This window comes from Streptococcus sp. X13SY08 (assembly GCF_001182825.2).
GTDB lineage: Bacteria > Bacillota > Bacilli > Lactobacillales > Streptococcaceae > Streptococcus.
The window spans coordinates 36,816-52,058 of the sequence record NZ_LFYO02000003.1; the positions used below are offsets into that span (position 1 = coordinate 36,816).

Sequence of the window (15,243 nt, forward strand, 5' to 3'; positions counted from 1 at the left end):
TTTTTACAAAAATCAATATCTAGTAGACGCATTTCAAAAAATGTTTTCAATTATACTATATATAGTGTGAAACTAAAGTGGCACAAAGAAAAAGAAAACGGTGTTTTCACAGCCGTTTTCAATTATTTTTTTGATATAAGGTCAAGTAGGATGTGTCTGTATCTACGATATTGTAATTTTTTTCAAGATTACTTTTGACATTTTTGAGGAGTGGAATGTCCTTATTGACTACCACATATTGCGCCTTATTTTTATTTAAATCGTAAGTGATGACTTGCTGATTAGTAGTCTTGTCCAAATGTGGTTTCACAGTAATAAAGGTTCCGGCAGACAGATGCTGACTTTCCAGATAGACTTGAGCATTATCGTCCCAAGCATAAATACTGGCGTCTGCTTCAGCATGTTCTTTGATGTAATGGGCAATGCTCGTGCGCTCCTGTGCTACCTGTCCTTCTAGTAGATAGAAGATGACCGGTTGGAGTGGAATGTACATGCAGGCCAGAAGTGGCAAGAAGAGACTCGCTTTTAAGTAGCTAAATGAGGCTTGGGATTCTTCTTCGTATTCTTCATAGTCAGCGTGAGCATCTATTTCTTTAGGGAGTTGCAACGCTACCATCAAAAATCCATAAGGTAAGATAGCAATCAATTGGTGCAAATCAAATGATTGGTTGCCCAAGATGAAGATTAGTTGAGCTAGGAAAGTTAAGAGAGCAACGACTTTCATATAACGACGTCTTTCATCTCTTAATGAGCCCAGAGTCTTGAAGAAGGTTATTAAAAATCCAGAAATGACTAAGACAGCACCGATGATGAGAGCAGGAGTTGTCAAATGATCCAACTGAAAATTTAGGTCAAGATTGTAGAGGAAGGTTTGCGAAATAGCAACACCTAAAATCTGCTTGATAAAGGTGTAGTAGCCTACAGAGTAGATTACTAGCAAAAAGCCAAACAAACCAGCCAATAATTGGTAAAAACCTCTCGCTTTGCGCTTATACTTAATGTTGTAACCAAGAAGAATTAGCGTTGCGACTGCCCAAAGCAGAACGCTTTTGGGGTCAATCATAAAGACGATGGCGGCATCCATTCCGTAGAAAATAAAGCCTTCATCTCGTACAGCATTGTCAAAATAACGGACCAAGAACCACAAGCTAGTCAAAATAAATGGCAGAGCGAGCAAGCTAGCATAGAGACCCCCAAAATCCAGCGCTAAAATGAATAAATAAAACCAAACTGTCAATTGATTGGTGATTGGATGACTTTGGCTATAATAACCGACAATCTTGTCAAAGAAAATTCCCGCGACAAAAAGAGCGATGAACTGTAAAATAGCCAGTCCAATGGTCGTACCAAAAGAAGAGCCAAGCTGTGTCAACAAATAAAAGAGAACTCCACTAGAACCGAAGAAATCCCCGTAAGGACTGCGACCTGCTTGCATGGCAAAACCAGCGTACAGATTTTGCGATTGGATGCTGTTGGCCATTTCAGTCAAAAAAGGATTGGCAACGCTTATAAGGCTGAGCAAAAGACTCCACAAGAGGGATTGCCAAATCGTCAAGGGTAAAATCTTATCTTTGAAATGTTCGTTAAAAGATGGTGCCTCTACTTGCATTCTTCTGCGTTTAGAAGCTTGACGACTTCTTCGTGTATAGCCTTCGTAGGCTTCGAGTTCTTGATCGCTTATTGTCATGAGTCACTCCTTGGTATCAATTCTTTCACATTATACCAAAAAGAAAGCTTTCTGTCATTTACTCTTTTGGACTTGTTTAATTTGAGAAAAACGCTCTAACTCACGAAAAGTATGATATTTTTTAGCTTGAAATAGTCTCAAAAAATGGTGTAGGTTGTCAGTTTTCATACTTATTTATTCGTAAAAAAAGAGAGTGGGATAAAAATCGATCAATCGCCATGAAATGAGATGTCGATTTTTTAGTACTTTTTCATTTTTGGGTACTGAGCTAAAATAGTCTACTAGGCTGTTTTCCCCCTACCTCCGCACAGTTGAGTAGGGAGATCGCTATCTCTTGCAGCATAAGAAAGGAGGACTTCCAATCAAGCACTGCGTTGAACGTCCACTACCTAAAAAGTGAAAAGAGTTGGGGCTTTTGACCCCAGCTCTTTCATTCTAGTTATATTATTGTTTAGTGTAGACAGCGGTCTCACCGTCATCTTCTTTCAAGGTTAAAGTAGAGCCCTCTAGCATGTAGGTTTTACTATCATCACCGATGACAATGACCTTGTTGGCTCCATCAACGGTTACTTGTTCAGAGTCCTTTTCTCCATCTTTTTCCATGGTTTCCAAGGTCCCCATACCGTCAGTAATGGTTAAGGTTTTTGTTTCGCCCATTTCCTCTAAGACATAGGTGCCATCAATTTCATTTGTTGTTTCGATAGCAGCCGTTGATGATTGTTGTGTGGTTTGTTGTTGATTTTGAACCATATCATCGTTGTCACCCATGTCACAGGCGACAAGGAGGGCAGAAGTAGCAAGTAAAGTGGTCAATGTTAGAATTTTCTTCATTTGAAATTCCTCTCTTTCATTGTTACAACTCTATTTTAACGATTGTGTTGTCACTTTGTCAATTTTGATGCTCAACCAAAAATCGACGCACCTCTGATATGAAATACAAAGAACCTGTTATCACAAGTAGATCTTGCTGAGAGGCGCTAACTTGCCATTCCTCGAGGAAGGATTGATAATCAGGGATAAAAGAACGACCAGTAGAAGAGGAATCTGAAATGGCACCATCGTAAGCAAAACTTGTCACCAAGAGTTCAGCTTGTGGAAGTTCTTTTTCAAGTAAAGCTAGCATATCTCGAAAATCCTTGCGTGCTAGAGCTGAAAAGAGAATGGTGACTTTTTTGTCAGTCGCTTCTTTCAGAAATTCAATCAAGCGTTCAATTGCAGGGACATTGTGTGCACCATCTAAATAGATGAGCGGCTTTGCGGAAATTATTTCCAGTCTTCCTGCCCAGAGAGGAAAAATGTTTCTAGTGCAATGGCTGCATTTTCCTTTTGGTGAGCTCCCTCTAAGTTTAACTCTAGCTGGTCCAGAGTCACATCCGCATTGGTAAAGCGCTGACCTATCCAGTGGAAATCCTGATTAGAAGCAAGAACTGGAGCAGATTTCTCAAATGCGATTTGGGTGATGATGTCTCGACTTTGCGCATCAAGTGGTCCGAGGACAACTGGTATGCCCGCTTTGATAATACCTGCTTTCTGCTCTGCTATTTTCCCTAGACTCGGCCCCAGGATGTCCTGATGGTCCAGTCCGATAGAAGTAATGACACTGATCAGAGGTTGGATGACATTGGTAACATCGTGGAGACCACCGATACCGACTTCAATCAAAGCAATATCAAGATTGGCACGACTGAAGTAGAGAAACATGATGAGAGTCATCGTTTCAAAATAGGAAAGTGGCTCATAGGTTTGAGTAAGCGTCGATTCCAGATCTTTAACAGAGCGAGCGAGCTCTAAAAATACTTCCTGACGAATGGGGTGATCGTTAATGGTCATGCGATCGTGATAGCTGACCATGTGTGGGGAAACGAAGGCACCGACGCGTAAGCCATGCGCTTGATAAAGCTGTTGCAAAAAAGCGATAGTAGAACCTTTTCCGTTGGTCCCCGCGATGTGGATGGAAGGGAAACCCTGCTCGGGATGACCAGCCAAGTCCAAAGCCAGTTGAAATTTCTCCACCTTATAGCGGAATACCTTTCCTTGCTTGGCATTCAGCCAAGCTTCCACTTGTGTTAATTCTTGGTGTGACATATCTGAAAAACTCCATTTTGCCATAAAAAATAAGCAGGGCTGAGACCCTGCCACTTTTTCTTTTTTATCATTGTAAAAATTTTTTATTCTTCTTCGTCAAGGAAGCTATTGAAGACCTCTTCAATCATATCCCACTCAGCAGTTGCATCTTCAGGGATTGGTTGCAAGTCGCCTTCTGTACCATTTTCATTTTCTACAAATGAGTAGGCTTGGATTTCAACTTGTCCATTTTCGTCTTCCTCAGCGCTTGCTGGAATTAAAAGAACATAGTTTTTACCAAATTCTTCTTGCCCATCAATTGTCAAAAGGATTTCAAACAAGGTTTCGTTACCTTGGTCATCTACCAAAGTAATTAATTCGCGTTCTTCATGATTGTGGTCATGGTTATGATCGTATGCCATTTTTTCTCCTTAAAATGTTCTATCTAAATAATTTTGTAAAATAAGCTGAGCTGCCAGCTTATCAATGACTTTTTTGCGTTTACCACGGCTGATATCAGCTTGTTCAATCAGCATGCGCTCGGCAGCGACAGTCGTCAAGCGCTCATCCTGATACTCCACCGGAAGTCCATAATGCTCAATGAGCAATTGTCCGTAAGCTTCGCTAGCTTCGACGCGAGGACCACTAGTATTATTCATGTTTTTTGGAAGACCAACGACAAATTTATCAACCTTGTATTGCTCAACCAGTTGACTTAAGCGTTCCAGTCCAAATTCTTTTTTTTCTTCATCGATTGGAATGATTTCCAAGCCTTGAGCGGTAAAACCGAGCGGATCAGAGATGGCAACGCCAACGGTTTTTGATCCGACATCTAATCCCATAATTCTCATTAGAGGTCAATCCCATTTTCTTTCAAGTAAAAACGAACCAACTCCTCCACAATTTTTTCTTCGAGAGAGCGATAAACATTGGTCAAGGTTTCGCTGATTTCTTTCTTATTGGAGTCATCCAACCGGAAGCGAACTGTCTCTTCTGTGAATCCCATACTTACACCTTCTTTCATAATTGTACTTATGGTCTATTATAACACGTTTTTCCAAGACTTTCAATGAATGAAAGCGGGGTTCTGAGGTTTCTGAATAAAAAAGTGAATCGCTTTCAAGACCAGCAAAAACAGCCTATTTCTAGGCTGTGTCTTTTTATTTTTACAAAGCTGCGCGCATACGAGCTTGAGCGTTTTCCACATTGCGGACAGCGCGTGGCAAGAAGGCACGAATATCATCTTCTTTATAGCCAACTTGAAGACGTTTGTCATCAATCAAAATAGGGCTCTTCAAAATACGAGGATTAGCAGTGATGATGTCAATGACCTCATTAACACTCAATTCCTCAATATCGCATTCCAAGCTTTTGGCATAGCGATTTTTAGAGGAAACAATACTGGCAATCCCATTTTCAGTTTTTGCTAAAATGTTAAGAATTTCTTCTTTTGTGATAGATTCTTTACCAAGGTTATGCTCATTGTAAGACAGTTGGTGTGCAGTCAACCAATTTTTTGCTTTTTTACAACTCGTGCAACTAGATACAGTATAAATTTTAATCATGTAGTATCTCCTTTGCTACATTTACTAAACACATTATAAGTCATTATACCATAAAAATACTCGGTCTGAAGACCTATTTTAAAGAAATCTATCTTTTTTTAGGAAAAAATTGGGAAATTATACATTCTCTCTTTAAATTTCTAAAAAAATAGAAGGAAAAAACGGAATATAATACCAAAAACATATTTCAATGTTCAGAAATAAGAAGAAACATATTTATTGAATATTTTTTTGTTTATTATGGGTACCTGTTTGGCAGGCATTGGGACGGGAAGGATATTGCACTATGATGTCTTAAAATTTCCAATAGAAAAGTATTGTCAATTATTAGAGGAAGCTACTGGTAAACCATTTTCTTATTTTCGATATGGTGTCGACCTCATTTGTGTTAGTCTTTCTTTCATTCTATCCAAGGCGGCTGATTTGCCACTATTTGTGAGAGGAGGAACGCTGATGTGCCTAGTCCTGCTATCTTACGTCATTGGGAAAGCGAAAAAATAAATATGTATTGATTTGAAAAAGATATTGAAAGTTTTTAGACAAATGATATAATTTTGTAAAAATAATAAAAGGGCTCTTAGGTGATAGAGTCAATAACAAAAAACATTTTTATACAGTGAATAGCACTGAAAAGAATTGTTGTTAAACTCTGGATGGAAAGACCAAGGTGTAGCTTTTAAGGCTAATTAGAAAGGAAGAAAAGATGTTTCGTAAGTTCATGAAGAGTATAGCTCTTTTAACAATTTGTAGTGGACCAATGTTTCTGTCTGTAGAAGATTCTCTTCAAACAAGAATTGGTCAAACGGTTTATGCGATGGAGGGAGAAACTCCTCGATTCCATAGTAGTGGTGGTTCTGAATTTGAACCAGATACTTTTAAAATGGAATTGCAAGTAGGAGAAAAAGGGCAAATTCGTCGACCTCAAAATTCCCCATTGAAAGATTTTATCTATTCTTTTGATATGCATGTGAATGATCCACCCATTATTTCATTTGATGAGTAGGGAAATTGGATTGCGTTAAAATCAGGAAAGATCCAAATTGTTCCAGGTTTTCCAAGTGGCGATAGCGAACAAGCGAAAAAATTTAATGAAGAGCTTCAGTTAAATCCAGTCGAGATACACGAAGCTGAAGTCGCAATTATTTGGGAGGTGACGGTGACAGCACCTGATGCTCCAGTTGTGCCGATGTACCGTCTCTATAATCCTAATAACAAAGAACATTTCTATACTAGTAGTATAAATGAACGAGATACACTAGTTCGTATTGGATGGGGAAAATATGAAGGTGTGGCATGGAGCGCCCCTAAAGAAGGGAAGAAAGTCTACCGTCTTTACAATCCGACCCTAAGAGATCACCATTATACAATGGATGAAAATGAGGCGACGGTTTTGACCACCAAGCATCATTGGCGAAACGAGGGAATTGCTTGGTATTCAGATGGTAACGCTCCAGTTTATCGTCTCTTCCATAAAGGACTCACTTCGGGTTCTCATCATTATACAATGGATCAGAATGAGGTGAAGCTACTTCAGGAACGCGGTTGGCGTTATGAAGGGATTGCATGGTATGGAGAATCTGCTCTTGGATTTGAATAATCAACTACTGTACCGAATTTCTATTACCCAAAATGAGAGGAGGGGAGACTTTTGTCCTAGCCTCTTTTTGAGTGGGTGAAATGGGAGCCAAGATATAAAATTCCACAAGAAAAAAGCCTTGAAACCAAGGCTTTTCTCATGTCAACTGATACCCCCTACAGGGCTCGAACCTGTGCCCCATAGATTAAGAGTCTACTGCTCTACCAACTAAGCCAAGGAGGCACAAAGAAAAATGCTGTATTGGTACCGGTAATCCACGATTTGTATTGATCCCGCACAAATATAAGCAGGTGGGTAACGCGTTTCTGACTTAGTTGCTTCCGTGTGAGACGGCCTGCATACTGTCAGAAAACTTTTGTTTCCCTAGTAATACAAAAATAGTCGGTCAACACTTAGATGTGAATTCGTATACCACAGCAGTTCTTTTCTGTACCTTTATCTTACCACTTTTTTAAAAATTTTCAAGAGGCAAACCTCATTTTTTGGAAGCGGTATCATAGAAATCATTTTGAAGCCTTGTCTGACAAGGCTTTCTGCTCTTTCAATTTTTTGATATTTTCTTGGGTAATGGCGAGAGCACGCTCATATTTTCCTGTTTCATTGGCGGTAAAATAGCTGGCGCCTTTTAGTTTGTCTGGTAGGTATTGCTGGTCAACCCATTTTTCTGGATAAGCGTGTGGGTATTTGTATTCCTGCGCATTGCCTAATTCCTTGCTACCAGCGTAATGTCCATCGCGTAAGTGACGAGGAATAGGAAGATGCCCTGATTTGCGCAAATCAGTGAGCGGCATCAAGAGCAGTAACGGTGTGAATCTGTGCTTCGGGATTGGCCAAACCAATGTCTTCATAGGCGATAACAGTTAGGCGACGCGCTAAGCTGGGTAAATCACCTGCTTCAATCAAGCGAGCAGCGTAGTGAAGACTGGCATTGACATCGGATCCACGAATGGATTTTTGCAGGGCAGAGAGCACATCGTAGTGTCCGTCTCCGTCCTTATCCATGGTAATGTAGCTGCGTTGCAGACTATTTTCGACGCTATCAAGGGTAAGCTGGCGCAGACCATTTTCATCTGGATGAGTAGACATGACTGCCAAACCCAGTGAGTTGAAAGCAGAGCGCAGGTCACCATTGGTCGCTGTTGCAATGAAATCAAGCGCATCATCATCCAGTTTAACTTGAAAATCAAAGCCACGTTCCTTATCTTCAACTGCGGTCTGAATGGCTTTTTTGATGTCTTCATTGGATAGAGGCTCTAACTCGAAAATTTGCACACGCGAGCGGATAGCAGGTGTAACAGAAAAAAATGGATTTTCTGTGGTTGCTCCGATCATAATGATATTGCCATTTTCCAGAAGTGGTAAGAGGAAGTCTTGTTTGGTCTTATCTAGGCGATGAATCTCGTCCAACATCAGAACTAAGCCACCAGAAAACTTAGCTTCTTCGGCGATTTCCTGCAGGCGCTTTTTGGTATCAACGGTTGCGTTGAAGGTGCGAAAAGCAAATTTGGTTGTACCTGCGATAGCGCTAGCGATGGAGGTCTTCCCGATTCCGGGAGGACCGTAGAGAATCATGGAAGAGAGCATATTGGCTTCCACCATGCGACGGATGATTTTTCCTTTACCCACAAGATGTTTTTGACCAATGACCTGATCAATGGTCTTGGGGCGCATTCGAAGTGCGAGATTATCTGGCATGATATTCCTTTCTTATTCCCAGCGAGTGCTGAGAATCATTCCTGTAAGAATGAGTGCGGCGCCGATAGCTCCAGTCAAGGTGATGATTTCAGAGAGAAGTAGAGCACCAGCCGCCATCGTCACTAAAGGGATGGCATAAATATAAATATTTGTTCGAAGAGTTCCGATTTGCTTGATAGAAAGACTCCAAAGAATGTAGCAAAGCGCGCTACAGATAACACCGAGATAGGCTAGGCTTGAAAAACCAAAAGGAGTCAGGAGAACAGAGAAATTGGAGTTTTCAGAAAAAGCTAGGAAAGGCAAGGATAGCAGGCATCCGTAACCCATGATTTTACGCATGACAAAGAGGCTGCTGTGGTGGTTGGTTTGACATTTTAAGATTAAAAAACTATAGATTGTCCAAGATAAGGCAGAACCTAGAGAAAGCAAATCTCCTAAGGGATTTAATTTTAAACCAAGTACACCATTTAAAACAACTAAAATGACGCCAATAAAGGAAATGGAATAAGCTAGCCATTGTCGCCAGTTGAGACCGTCTTCTTTTTTAGAAAACTGTAATATAAAAGCAGTCATGAGTGGACTGGTCGTGACGAGAATACTGACATTTGAGGTCTGAGTCATGGTGAGCGCGAGATTTTCTGTTAAAAAATAGAGGGTATTGCCAAAGAGTGCAGCAAGAAGGAACTGAATTTCCTCCTTCCAATTGATGTGCCAGACAGGATGAATGATCCACAGGCTGATGTAAGCGATAAAGCATCGAATGGGGATCAATGTGATGGGAGAAATATGATCCATCAGGTATTTACTAATTAGAAAAGATGTTCCCCAAACAAACACACAAAAAATTGCAGCCATATGCCCCAAGAATGGGTATTGTTTTTGCATAGCTATCCCTCTTTTTACTTGAACATGATATAATTATTATACTACAAAATAGAAATTAGGTATTCATATGGCTAAATTTGGCTTTTTATCAGTGTTAGAGGAAGAATTAGACAAGCATTTGAACTACGATTTTACCATGGATTGGGACAAGAAAAACCACGCGGTTGAGGTCACTTTTGTCCTCGAGGCGCAAAACAAATCGGGCGTTGAAACGATTGATGAAGAAGGCCAAGTCAATAGGGAAGACATTATTTTTGAAGACTACGTTCTCTTTTACAATCCTGAAAAATCACAGTTTGACGCAGATGATTATCTGGTAGCCATTCCTTACGAGCCTAAAAAAGGCTTGTCACGTGAGTTTTTGGAATATTTCGCTATGTTCTTGAACGATGTAGCAACCGAAGGCCTCAGCGACCTCATGGACTTCTTGGAAGACGAAAAAGCCGTTGATTTCGGCCTCGAATGGAACGCAGAGGTCTTTGAAGAAGGTAAATCAGGCTTGGAAGAGAAAGAATGGTTTGGATATCCGAGGTATTAGGAGAAACTTGTATTTTGGAATTAAAGTTTAGCTGGCTGGGCTGGCTAGTAGGAGGAAAAGTGATTAGTACATATAATTTTATACAGATTTTAGATATTTAATAGGGAGTGGATAGTTGAAAATGGAATCGCCAATGAAAGTAGTGCAAAATCATATAAAAGCTATTTAAAGTCTTCGTTTCAAAATTTTTTTGAACCATATTTTCAAAATGGTCAATTTAATCCACTTAATTTTGAGAGAGGGGTATCAAAAAATGAAAATGTATTAAACCCAATTGAGTTAATGGAATTGATTCTTGTAAATGAAAAATCAACTGCTAACCCTATTAGGAGTAAGAAAACAATAAATAATTACCTATCTAGCCTTAGGCTTTTTCAGGAATTTTTATTTGACGAAGAATATCGTTTCAAAGACTCTATCTCGGATAAGGTGAAAGCCGATAAACAACGATTATTTAAGATTACTCAATTACCAGACATTAAATACTCACGTGAAAAGCTTGTTGGAATTTTCTATAGTCGTATTTTGACACAAGATAGAAGCTATCAGAAATATGTGTTTAATTTAAGGATCATAAATAAATTATTTAAGGAACGTGATAAAATTATTTGGGAAGAATTCAGAAGTATTATAAAAGAAAAATTAAAAGAAACAAAATTTGTCTTAGATAATACGGCAGGAAAAATAGCTACGCTAGACGATGTCTGCTATATCATTTTACCTGAAAATTTACCAGTTCAAATTGTGATAAATAAGGAAAAACATTTACTATATTCAATGCAAAATTTTGATTCAAAACAATATGGTGAATTTTATTCCACGGAGCTGAGAAATCTATCTTTGGATCATGATAGACCTTTAGAAAAAATATTTAATAATAAAAATGTTCCTGAAAAATTTGAATATCTAAGTAAATTAAGCGAAGAGATAGTTGCCTATTGTGTAGAAAAAATATTCCAATAGCGAAAAGAAAAGGTTCAAAAATGATGGATGAAATTTATCTTTCAAGGATTAAGACAGCAGTATTTCAAAGTGAGTACTATTTAGGATTATTGGACGATATTAAAAAGTTATTTTCAGAGGAAATAGGTTTAACTATTATGTCTAAATCTGTAAATTCTAGTAAAGGAAAAAAGCAATAAAGAAAGGAATGTTCAGTAAATCCATCTAACTGAACACGGGACTATTTTTCTACGAAAATTTTCGCAAGCGAAGCGTCCCTTTGTATCTTATTATGAACACTTGGCAAGAACTCACCGTCCACGTCCATCGGGACGCGGAGCAGGCGGTCTCTAATCTTTTGATTGAGGCGGGGAGCGCTGGAGCTGCGATTAGCGGCTCGGCGGATTACATTGGGCAGGAGGACCGTTTTGGCGAGCTCTATCCTGAAGTGGCGCAGTCGGACATGATTGCGATCACAGCTTATTTCCCAGACACCTTGGATATTTCGGCGGTCAAAGAGAAGCTGAAAGAGCGTTTGGCGGATTTCACCAGCTTTGGTCTAGAAACTGGAGACTTGACCCTTGAAAGTCAGGAATTGGTCGAGGAAGACTGGGCGGACAACTGGAAGAAATATTATGAGCCAGCTCGTATTACGCATGATTTGACCATCGTACCGTCTTGGACGGACTACGAGGCGATAGCAGGTGAAAAAGTCATCAAGTTGGACCCTGGAATGGCTTTTGGTACGGGGACTCACCCAACGACAAAAGTGAGCCTTTTTGCACTGGAACAAGTCTTGCGTGGTGGCGAAACCGTCATCGACGTGGGGACAGGGTCCGGTGTGCTTTCTATTGCGAGCTCGCTCTTGGGGGCTAAGGAAATTTTCGCTTACGATTTGGATGATGTAGCGGTGCGCGTGGCTCAGGACAATATTGAGCTCAACCCAAATATGGAGAACATTCACGTAGCTGCTGGCGATCTTTTGAAAGGTGTCACGCAGGAGGCAGATGTGATTGTAGCCAATATTTTGGCTGACATTCTCGTGCATTTGACAGCGGATGCTTACCGTCTCGTCAAAGACGAGGGGTATTTAATCATGTCTGGCATCATCTCTGAAAAATGGGACATGCTACGCGAAAGTGCTGAAAGCGCAGGCTTTTTCCTTGAAACCCACATGGTGCAGGGCGAGTGGAATGCTTGTATCTTCAAGAAGACAGACGATATTTCGGGAGTGATTGGCGGATAATGCAGCAGTATTTTGTAAGTGGCAAAGCGGAAAATCGGATGGAAATTCTAGACAAAGACACCATCAAGCACATGTTTAACGTCATGCGCTTGGCTGAGGGCGATGAAGTGGTCTTGGTTTTTGATGATGGCATCAAACGCTTGGCAAAAGTGGCAGATAGCGTAGCTCACACCTTTGACATCGTAGAAGAGCTAGCAGACAATGTCGAAATGCCCGTCCATGTCACCATCGCTTCGGGCTTTCCTAAGGGGGATAAGCTGGATTTGGTCACGCAAAAAGGGACAGAGCTTGGTGCAGCGGGCATTTGGGCTTTTCCAGCGGACTGGTCCGTGGTTAAGTGGGATGGCAAAAAACTCACTAAAAAAGAAGAGAAATTAGCCAAAATTGCTCTTGGTGCCGCAGAGCAATCTAAACGAAATCGTGTGCCTCAAGTAAGACTATTTGAAAAAAAATCGGATTTCTTAGCACAGTTAGCAGATTTTGATAAGATTTTTATTGCCTATGAAGAAACAGCTAAGGCAGGGGAATTAACTGCCCTTGCGCATGAATTGCAAGAGGTTCAAGCTGGGCAAAAAATTCTCTTCATTTTCGGTCCAGAAGGTGGTATTTCGCCCAAAGAAATTGAGAATTTTGAGTCAGTAGGTGGCGTCAAAGTCGGTCTAGGTCCGCGCATTATGCGGACAGAGACAGCGCCGCTATATGCCTTGAGTACGGTGTCTTTTGCATTAGAAATGAAAAGATAAAAGAGGGAGAGGATGGCGACTATCAAAGATGTAGCGAGGCTGGCAGGCGTTTCAACATCAACAGCCTCTCGTGCTATGCATGATAATCATATGATTAGCGAGGCGACGAAGGAGCGCGTACGTCAAGCCATGATTGAACTAGACTATTCGCCGAATTTCTCTGCTCAAAATCTGGCTAATCGAAAAAACAATACCATCGGCATTATTTTGCCTGTCCGAGAAAGCCAAGATTCTCTAGGGAATAATCCTTTTTTCATGCAAATGATTCAAGGGATTTCAAGCATTTGTACGGATTATCGTTACATAGTGAGTCTGGCAACAGGTCGGACAGAAGAAGAATTGCTGGTAAATGTTCAGAATCTGATTCGTAGCAATCGGGTAGAAAAATTCATCTTTTTATGCTCTAAAACAGATGATGTTGTATTTGATTTTGTGAAGCAAGAGAAGGTAGACTGTGTCGTAGTTGGACAAAGTTATGTGGAAGATACAGGCTCAACCTATTTTGTAGATAATGATAATCGTAAAGCCGGACAAGATGTGACCAAGTTTTTACTGGAAAAGGGCTATCAACGGATCACATATGCCTATACAAACATGGATGAATTAGCGCAAGCTGAACGCTACATGGGGTATGCTTCTGAAAGTAAGGCGCATCATCAGAGGGCTCAGACGCACCATTTATCCCGTGTGGATGAAGAAAAAAATGGTCACCTCTTAAAAAATTTTTTAGAGAAGCAGCAGACTCAGGCATTTATTGCCTGTGATGATATTATGGCGGTACGATTACAGCGCCTATTCAAGAAGATTGGTGTTGAATCAGATTGTTGCGCCATTATTGCCTTCAACAATTCCATGATTGCAGAGATTGCGACCCCAGCTTTAACATCTGTTGAAGTTTTTCCTTATGAACTGGGAGAAAAAGCGGCAGAAGTTATTCCTTATTCCTCATCAAATTATTGAGAGAGCTTCAACCCCAATTTATCAAAAAAAATAGAACAGCTGAAAAGCCAATTTCATCAGCTTTTCAGCTGTTTTTGTTTGTCTAAACAGCCAGAATGATAAAAAACTTAAAAAAGTCTTTACAAAATTTTAGGACATGATATAATGAATCCACAACAATGCAACCGATTGCGTAAAACGGTTACAAAAAAGGAGAATTAGGATGAAAACATCATTCAAACAGTTTTTTAGCTTCGAATTTTGGCAAAAGTTCGGTAAATGCTTGATGGTGGTGATTGCCGTTATGCCTGCGGCTGGTTTGATGGCTTTGCGGTTGAGCCAGATAATGGCAATATTTATTCACCGGTTTCAGGTGTGGTAACCAGTGTTTTCCCAACCAAGCACGCTTTCGGTCTATTGACAGATAGTGGGTTGGAAGTATTGGTACATGTGGGATTAGACACTGTTGCACTGAACGGTGTTCCATTCTCGGTCAAAGTCATGGAAGGTCAACGTGTCCAAAAAGGTGATCTTTTAGTAGTAGCTGACTTGGCAGCGATTCGCTCAGCAGATCGTGAAACAACGGTTGTCGTAGCCTTTACCAATACAGCAGAAGTCAAATCTGTCCATTTACTTCAAACTGGTCTGCAAGCTGCAAGCACAACTGTGGCCAGTGTAGAACTGTAAAAATAAGAAAAGCTGAGAGAGGCTCCCAGCTTTTCTTTATTAGAAAGGATGCAAAATGAAGTGCCTCACACTAAACACACATAGTTGGTTGGAAGAAGATCCCCTAGGAAAAATGCAGCAGCTGGTGAAAAAAATCATAGCGGCTATAATCGCTACCATGAGGGAGTGGCCATTCTCTCTAAGACCCCTTTTACAGCGCGGGAGATTTTGGTGTCTGATGTGGATGATGAGACAGACTACCACACGCGCCGTGTATTGGTAGCAGAAACGTGCTATCAAGGGCAAGATGTGATGATTGTTGAGGGATTCCAAGGGGAGTGGCAGCGCTTGGAAGAAGCACTCAAGGGCGTACAGATGCCGCTGGTTTTGATGGGGGATTTCAATAATCCAACAGGGCAAGAAGGTTATCGAACCATTCTAGCCAGCGACTTACATCTAAAAGATAGCCATGCTTGTGCAGAGATTGTCAAGGGAGAGGCGACGATTTTGGCGGATATTGACGGATGGGAAGGTAATAGCAGAGCTCTAAAAGTTGACCATGTCTTTGTCAGTCAGGGAGTCAAAATCGCACGATCGTGTGTGGTGCTCGATGGTAAAGAAGAAGCTATTATTGGTGATCATTACGGTTTAGAAGTTGAAATAGAATGGACGTGAA

General features: G+C 40.6%; 15 protein-coding genes, 1 tRNA gene, 1 other RNA gene and 4 pseudogenes. 10 read left to right on the forward strand and 11 right to left on the reverse strand.

Annotated elements, in window-relative coordinates; all coding sequences use genetic code 11:
* Positions 1–118: 118 nt before the first annotated feature.
* The 7 genes and pseudogenes from AEX56_RS05830 to spx all read right to left on the reverse strand — a co-directional run bounded on the left by AEX56_RS05830 (position 119) and on the right by spx (position 5,316).
* The gene (locus tag AEX56_RS05830; protein ID WP_049618319.1) at positions 119–1,687 is read right to left on the reverse strand and encodes a hypothetical protein; all 1,569 of its coding nucleotides are present in this window, start codon (positions 1,685–1,687) and stop codon (positions 119–121) included.
* A gap of 444 nt (positions 1,688–2,131) precedes the next feature.
* Positions 2,132–2,518 carry a hypothetical protein gene (locus tag AEX56_RS05835; protein WP_049618320.1) on the reverse strand — a complete coding sequence of 129 codons (387 nt, stop codon included), beginning with the start codon at positions 2,516–2,518 and terminating at the stop codon, positions 2,132–2,134.
* A gap of 58 nt (positions 2,519–2,576) precedes the next feature.
* Positions 2,577–3,772, reverse strand: a pseudogene (locus tag AEX56_RS05840) (bifunctional folylpolyglutamate synthase/dihydrofolate synthase).
* A gap of 83 nt (positions 3,773–3,855) precedes the next feature.
* Positions 3,856–4,173: a DUF1292 domain-containing protein gene (locus AEX56_RS05845; RefSeq protein ID WP_049618321.1), complete on the reverse strand. Its 318-nt coding sequence runs from the start codon at positions 4,171–4,173 to the stop codon at positions 3,856–3,858.
* 9 nt (positions 4,174–4,182) lie between these two features.
* On the reverse strand, positions 4,183–4,602 hold the full coding sequence (ruvX, locus tag AEX56_RS05850; protein ID WP_049618322.1) for a Holliday junction resolvase RuvX: 420 nt from the start codon (positions 4,600–4,602) through the stop codon (positions 4,183–4,185).
* On the reverse strand, positions 4,602–4,757 hold the full coding sequence (locus AEX56_RS08660; RefSeq protein ID WP_173554783.1) for a hypothetical protein: 156 nt from the start codon (positions 4,755–4,757) through the stop codon (positions 4,602–4,604). Before AEX56_RS08660 ends, ruvX begins: the two co-directional genes overlap by 1 nt.
* 160 nt (positions 4,758–4,917) lie before the next feature.
* Complete coding sequence (spx, locus tag AEX56_RS05855; RefSeq protein WP_049618323.1) at positions 4,918–5,316, reverse strand: transcriptional regulator Spx; 399 nt, start codon at positions 5,314–5,316, stop codon at positions 4,918–4,920.
* 703 nt (positions 5,317–6,019) lie between these two features.
* Here spx and AEX56_RS05865 point away from each other — a divergent pair.
* On the forward strand, positions 6,020–6,319 hold the full coding sequence (locus AEX56_RS05865; protein WP_049618324.1) for a hypothetical protein: 300 nt from the start codon (positions 6,020–6,022) through the stop codon (positions 6,317–6,319).
* A 153-nt stretch (positions 6,320–6,472) separates the two neighbouring features.
* Positions 6,473–6,913 carry a hypothetical protein gene (locus AEX56_RS05870; RefSeq protein WP_053093943.1) on the forward strand — a complete coding sequence of 147 codons (441 nt, stop codon included), beginning with the start codon at positions 6,473–6,475 and terminating at the stop codon, positions 6,911–6,913.
* A 149-nt stretch (positions 6,914–7,062) separates the two neighbouring features.
* On the opposite strand, the gene AEX56_RS05875 is transcribed toward AEX56_RS05870, so the two are convergent.
* The 4 genes and pseudogenes from AEX56_RS05875 to AEX56_RS05885 all read right to left on the reverse strand — a co-directional run bounded on the left by AEX56_RS05875 (position 7,063) and on the right by AEX56_RS05885 (position 9,493).
* Positions 7,063–7,135 (reverse strand) — tRNA-Lys (locus tag AEX56_RS05875).
* 6 nt (positions 7,136–7,141) lie between these two features.
* Positions 7,142–7,336, reverse strand: a non-coding RNA gene (gene ssrS, locus AEX56_RS08275) — 6S RNA.
* An 80-nt stretch (positions 7,337–7,416) separates the two neighbouring features.
* Positions 7,417–8,608 (reverse strand): annotated as a pseudogene (locus AEX56_RS05880) (replication-associated recombination protein A).
* Positions 8,609–8,620: 12 nt separating this feature from the next.
* A complete protein-coding gene (locus AEX56_RS05885) occupies positions 8,621–9,493 on the reverse strand; it encodes a DMT family transporter (RefSeq protein WP_049618325.1) in 873 nt (290 codons plus the stop codon).
* A 67-nt stretch (positions 9,494–9,560) separates the two neighbouring features.
* Between AEX56_RS05885 and AEX56_RS05890 the strand changes: the two genes are divergently transcribed.
* From AEX56_RS05890 to AEX56_RS05920, 8 genes and pseudogenes are all read left to right on the forward strand, one after another.
* Positions 9,561–10,031, forward strand: a complete 471-nt coding sequence (locus AEX56_RS05890; protein ID WP_049618326.1) for a DUF3013 family protein — start codon at positions 9,561–9,563, stop codon at positions 10,029–10,031.
* Positions 10,032–10,313: 282 nt separating this feature from the next.
* Positions 10,314–10,994 carry a hypothetical protein gene (locus AEX56_RS05895; RefSeq protein WP_049618327.1) on the forward strand — a complete coding sequence of 227 codons (681 nt, stop codon included), beginning with the start codon at positions 10,314–10,316 and terminating at the stop codon, positions 10,992–10,994.
* 20 nt (positions 10,995–11,014) lie between these two features.
* Positions 11,015–11,173: a hypothetical protein gene (locus tag AEX56_RS08575; protein ID WP_160315178.1), complete on the forward strand. Its 159-nt coding sequence runs from the start codon at positions 11,015–11,017 to the stop codon at positions 11,171–11,173.
* A 92-nt stretch (positions 11,174–11,265) separates the two neighbouring features.
* Positions 11,266–12,219, forward strand: a complete 954-nt coding sequence (gene prmA / locus AEX56_RS05900) for a 50S ribosomal protein L11 methyltransferase (protein ID WP_049618328.1) — start codon at positions 11,266–11,268, stop codon at positions 12,217–12,219.
* Positions 12,219–12,962, forward strand: coding sequence for a 16S rRNA (uracil(1498)-N(3))-methyltransferase (locus AEX56_RS05905; protein ID WP_049618329.1), 744 nt, complete (start codon positions 12,219–12,221; stop codon positions 12,960–12,962). Before prmA ends, AEX56_RS05905 begins: the two co-directional genes overlap by 1 nt.
* Before the next feature lie 12 nt (positions 12,963–12,974).
* Positions 12,975–13,956 (forward strand): annotated as a pseudogene (locus AEX56_RS05910) (LacI family DNA-binding transcriptional regulator).
* Positions 13,957–14,222: 266 nt separating this feature from the next.
* Positions 14,223–14,588 (forward strand): annotated as a pseudogene (locus tag AEX56_RS05915) (PTS sugar transporter subunit IIA); the annotation flags it as partial.
* 84 nt (positions 14,589–14,672) lie between these two features.
* Positions 14,673–15,242: an endonuclease/exonuclease/phosphatase family protein gene (locus AEX56_RS05920; RefSeq protein ID WP_053093944.1), complete on the forward strand. Its 570-nt coding sequence runs from the start codon at positions 14,673–14,675 to the stop codon at positions 15,240–15,242.
* The last annotated feature ends 1 nt before the right edge of the window (position 15,243 follow it).

Bases quoted from the DNA above. Each gene is read 5' to 3' on its own strand.
- AEX56_RS05895 (WP_049618327.1), top strand. From the start codon at position 10,314: ATGGAATTGATTCTTGTAAATGAAAAATCAACTGCTAACCCTATTAGG.
- prmA (WP_049618328.1), top strand. From the start codon at position 11,266: ATGAACACTTGGCAAGAACTCACCGTCCACGTCCATCGGGACGCGGAG.
- AEX56_RS08575 (WP_160315178.1), top strand. From the start codon at position 11,015: ATGATGGATGAAATTTATCTTTCAAGGATTAAGACAGCAGTATTTCAA.
- AEX56_RS05835 (WP_049618320.1), bottom strand. From the start codon at position 2,518: ATGAAGAAAATTCTAACATTGACCACTTTACTTGCTACTTCTGCCCTC.
- AEX56_RS08660 (WP_173554783.1), bottom strand. From the start codon at position 4,757: ATGGGATTCACAGAAGAGACAGTTCGCTTCCGGTTGGATGACTCCAAT.
- AEX56_RS05845 (WP_049618321.1), bottom strand. From the start codon at position 4,173: ATGGCATACGATCATAACCATGACCACAATCATGAAGAACGCGAATTA.
- AEX56_RS05865 (WP_049618324.1), top strand. From the start codon at position 6,020: ATGTTTCGTAAGTTCATGAAGAGTATAGCTCTTTTAACAATTTGTAGT.
- AEX56_RS05885 (WP_049618325.1), bottom strand. From the start codon at position 9,493: ATGCAAAAACAATACCCATTCTTGGGGCATATGGCTGCAATTTTTTGT.
- AEX56_RS05905 (WP_049618329.1), top strand. From the start codon at position 12,219: ATGCAGCAGTATTTTGTAAGTGGCAAAGCGGAAAATCGGATGGAAATT.
- spx (WP_049618323.1), bottom strand. From the start codon at position 5,316: ATGATTAAAATTTATACTGTATCTAGTTGCACGAGTTGTAAAAAAGCA.
- AEX56_RS05830 (WP_049618319.1), bottom strand. From the start codon at position 1,687: ATGACAATAAGCGATCAAGAACTCGAAGCCTACGAAGGCTATACACGA.
- ruvX (WP_049618322.1), bottom strand. From the start codon at position 4,602: ATGAGAATTATGGGATTAGATGTCGGATCAAAAACCGTTGGCGTTGCC.
- AEX56_RS05890 (WP_049618326.1), top strand. From the start codon at position 9,561: ATGGCTAAATTTGGCTTTTTATCAGTGTTAGAGGAAGAATTAGACAAG.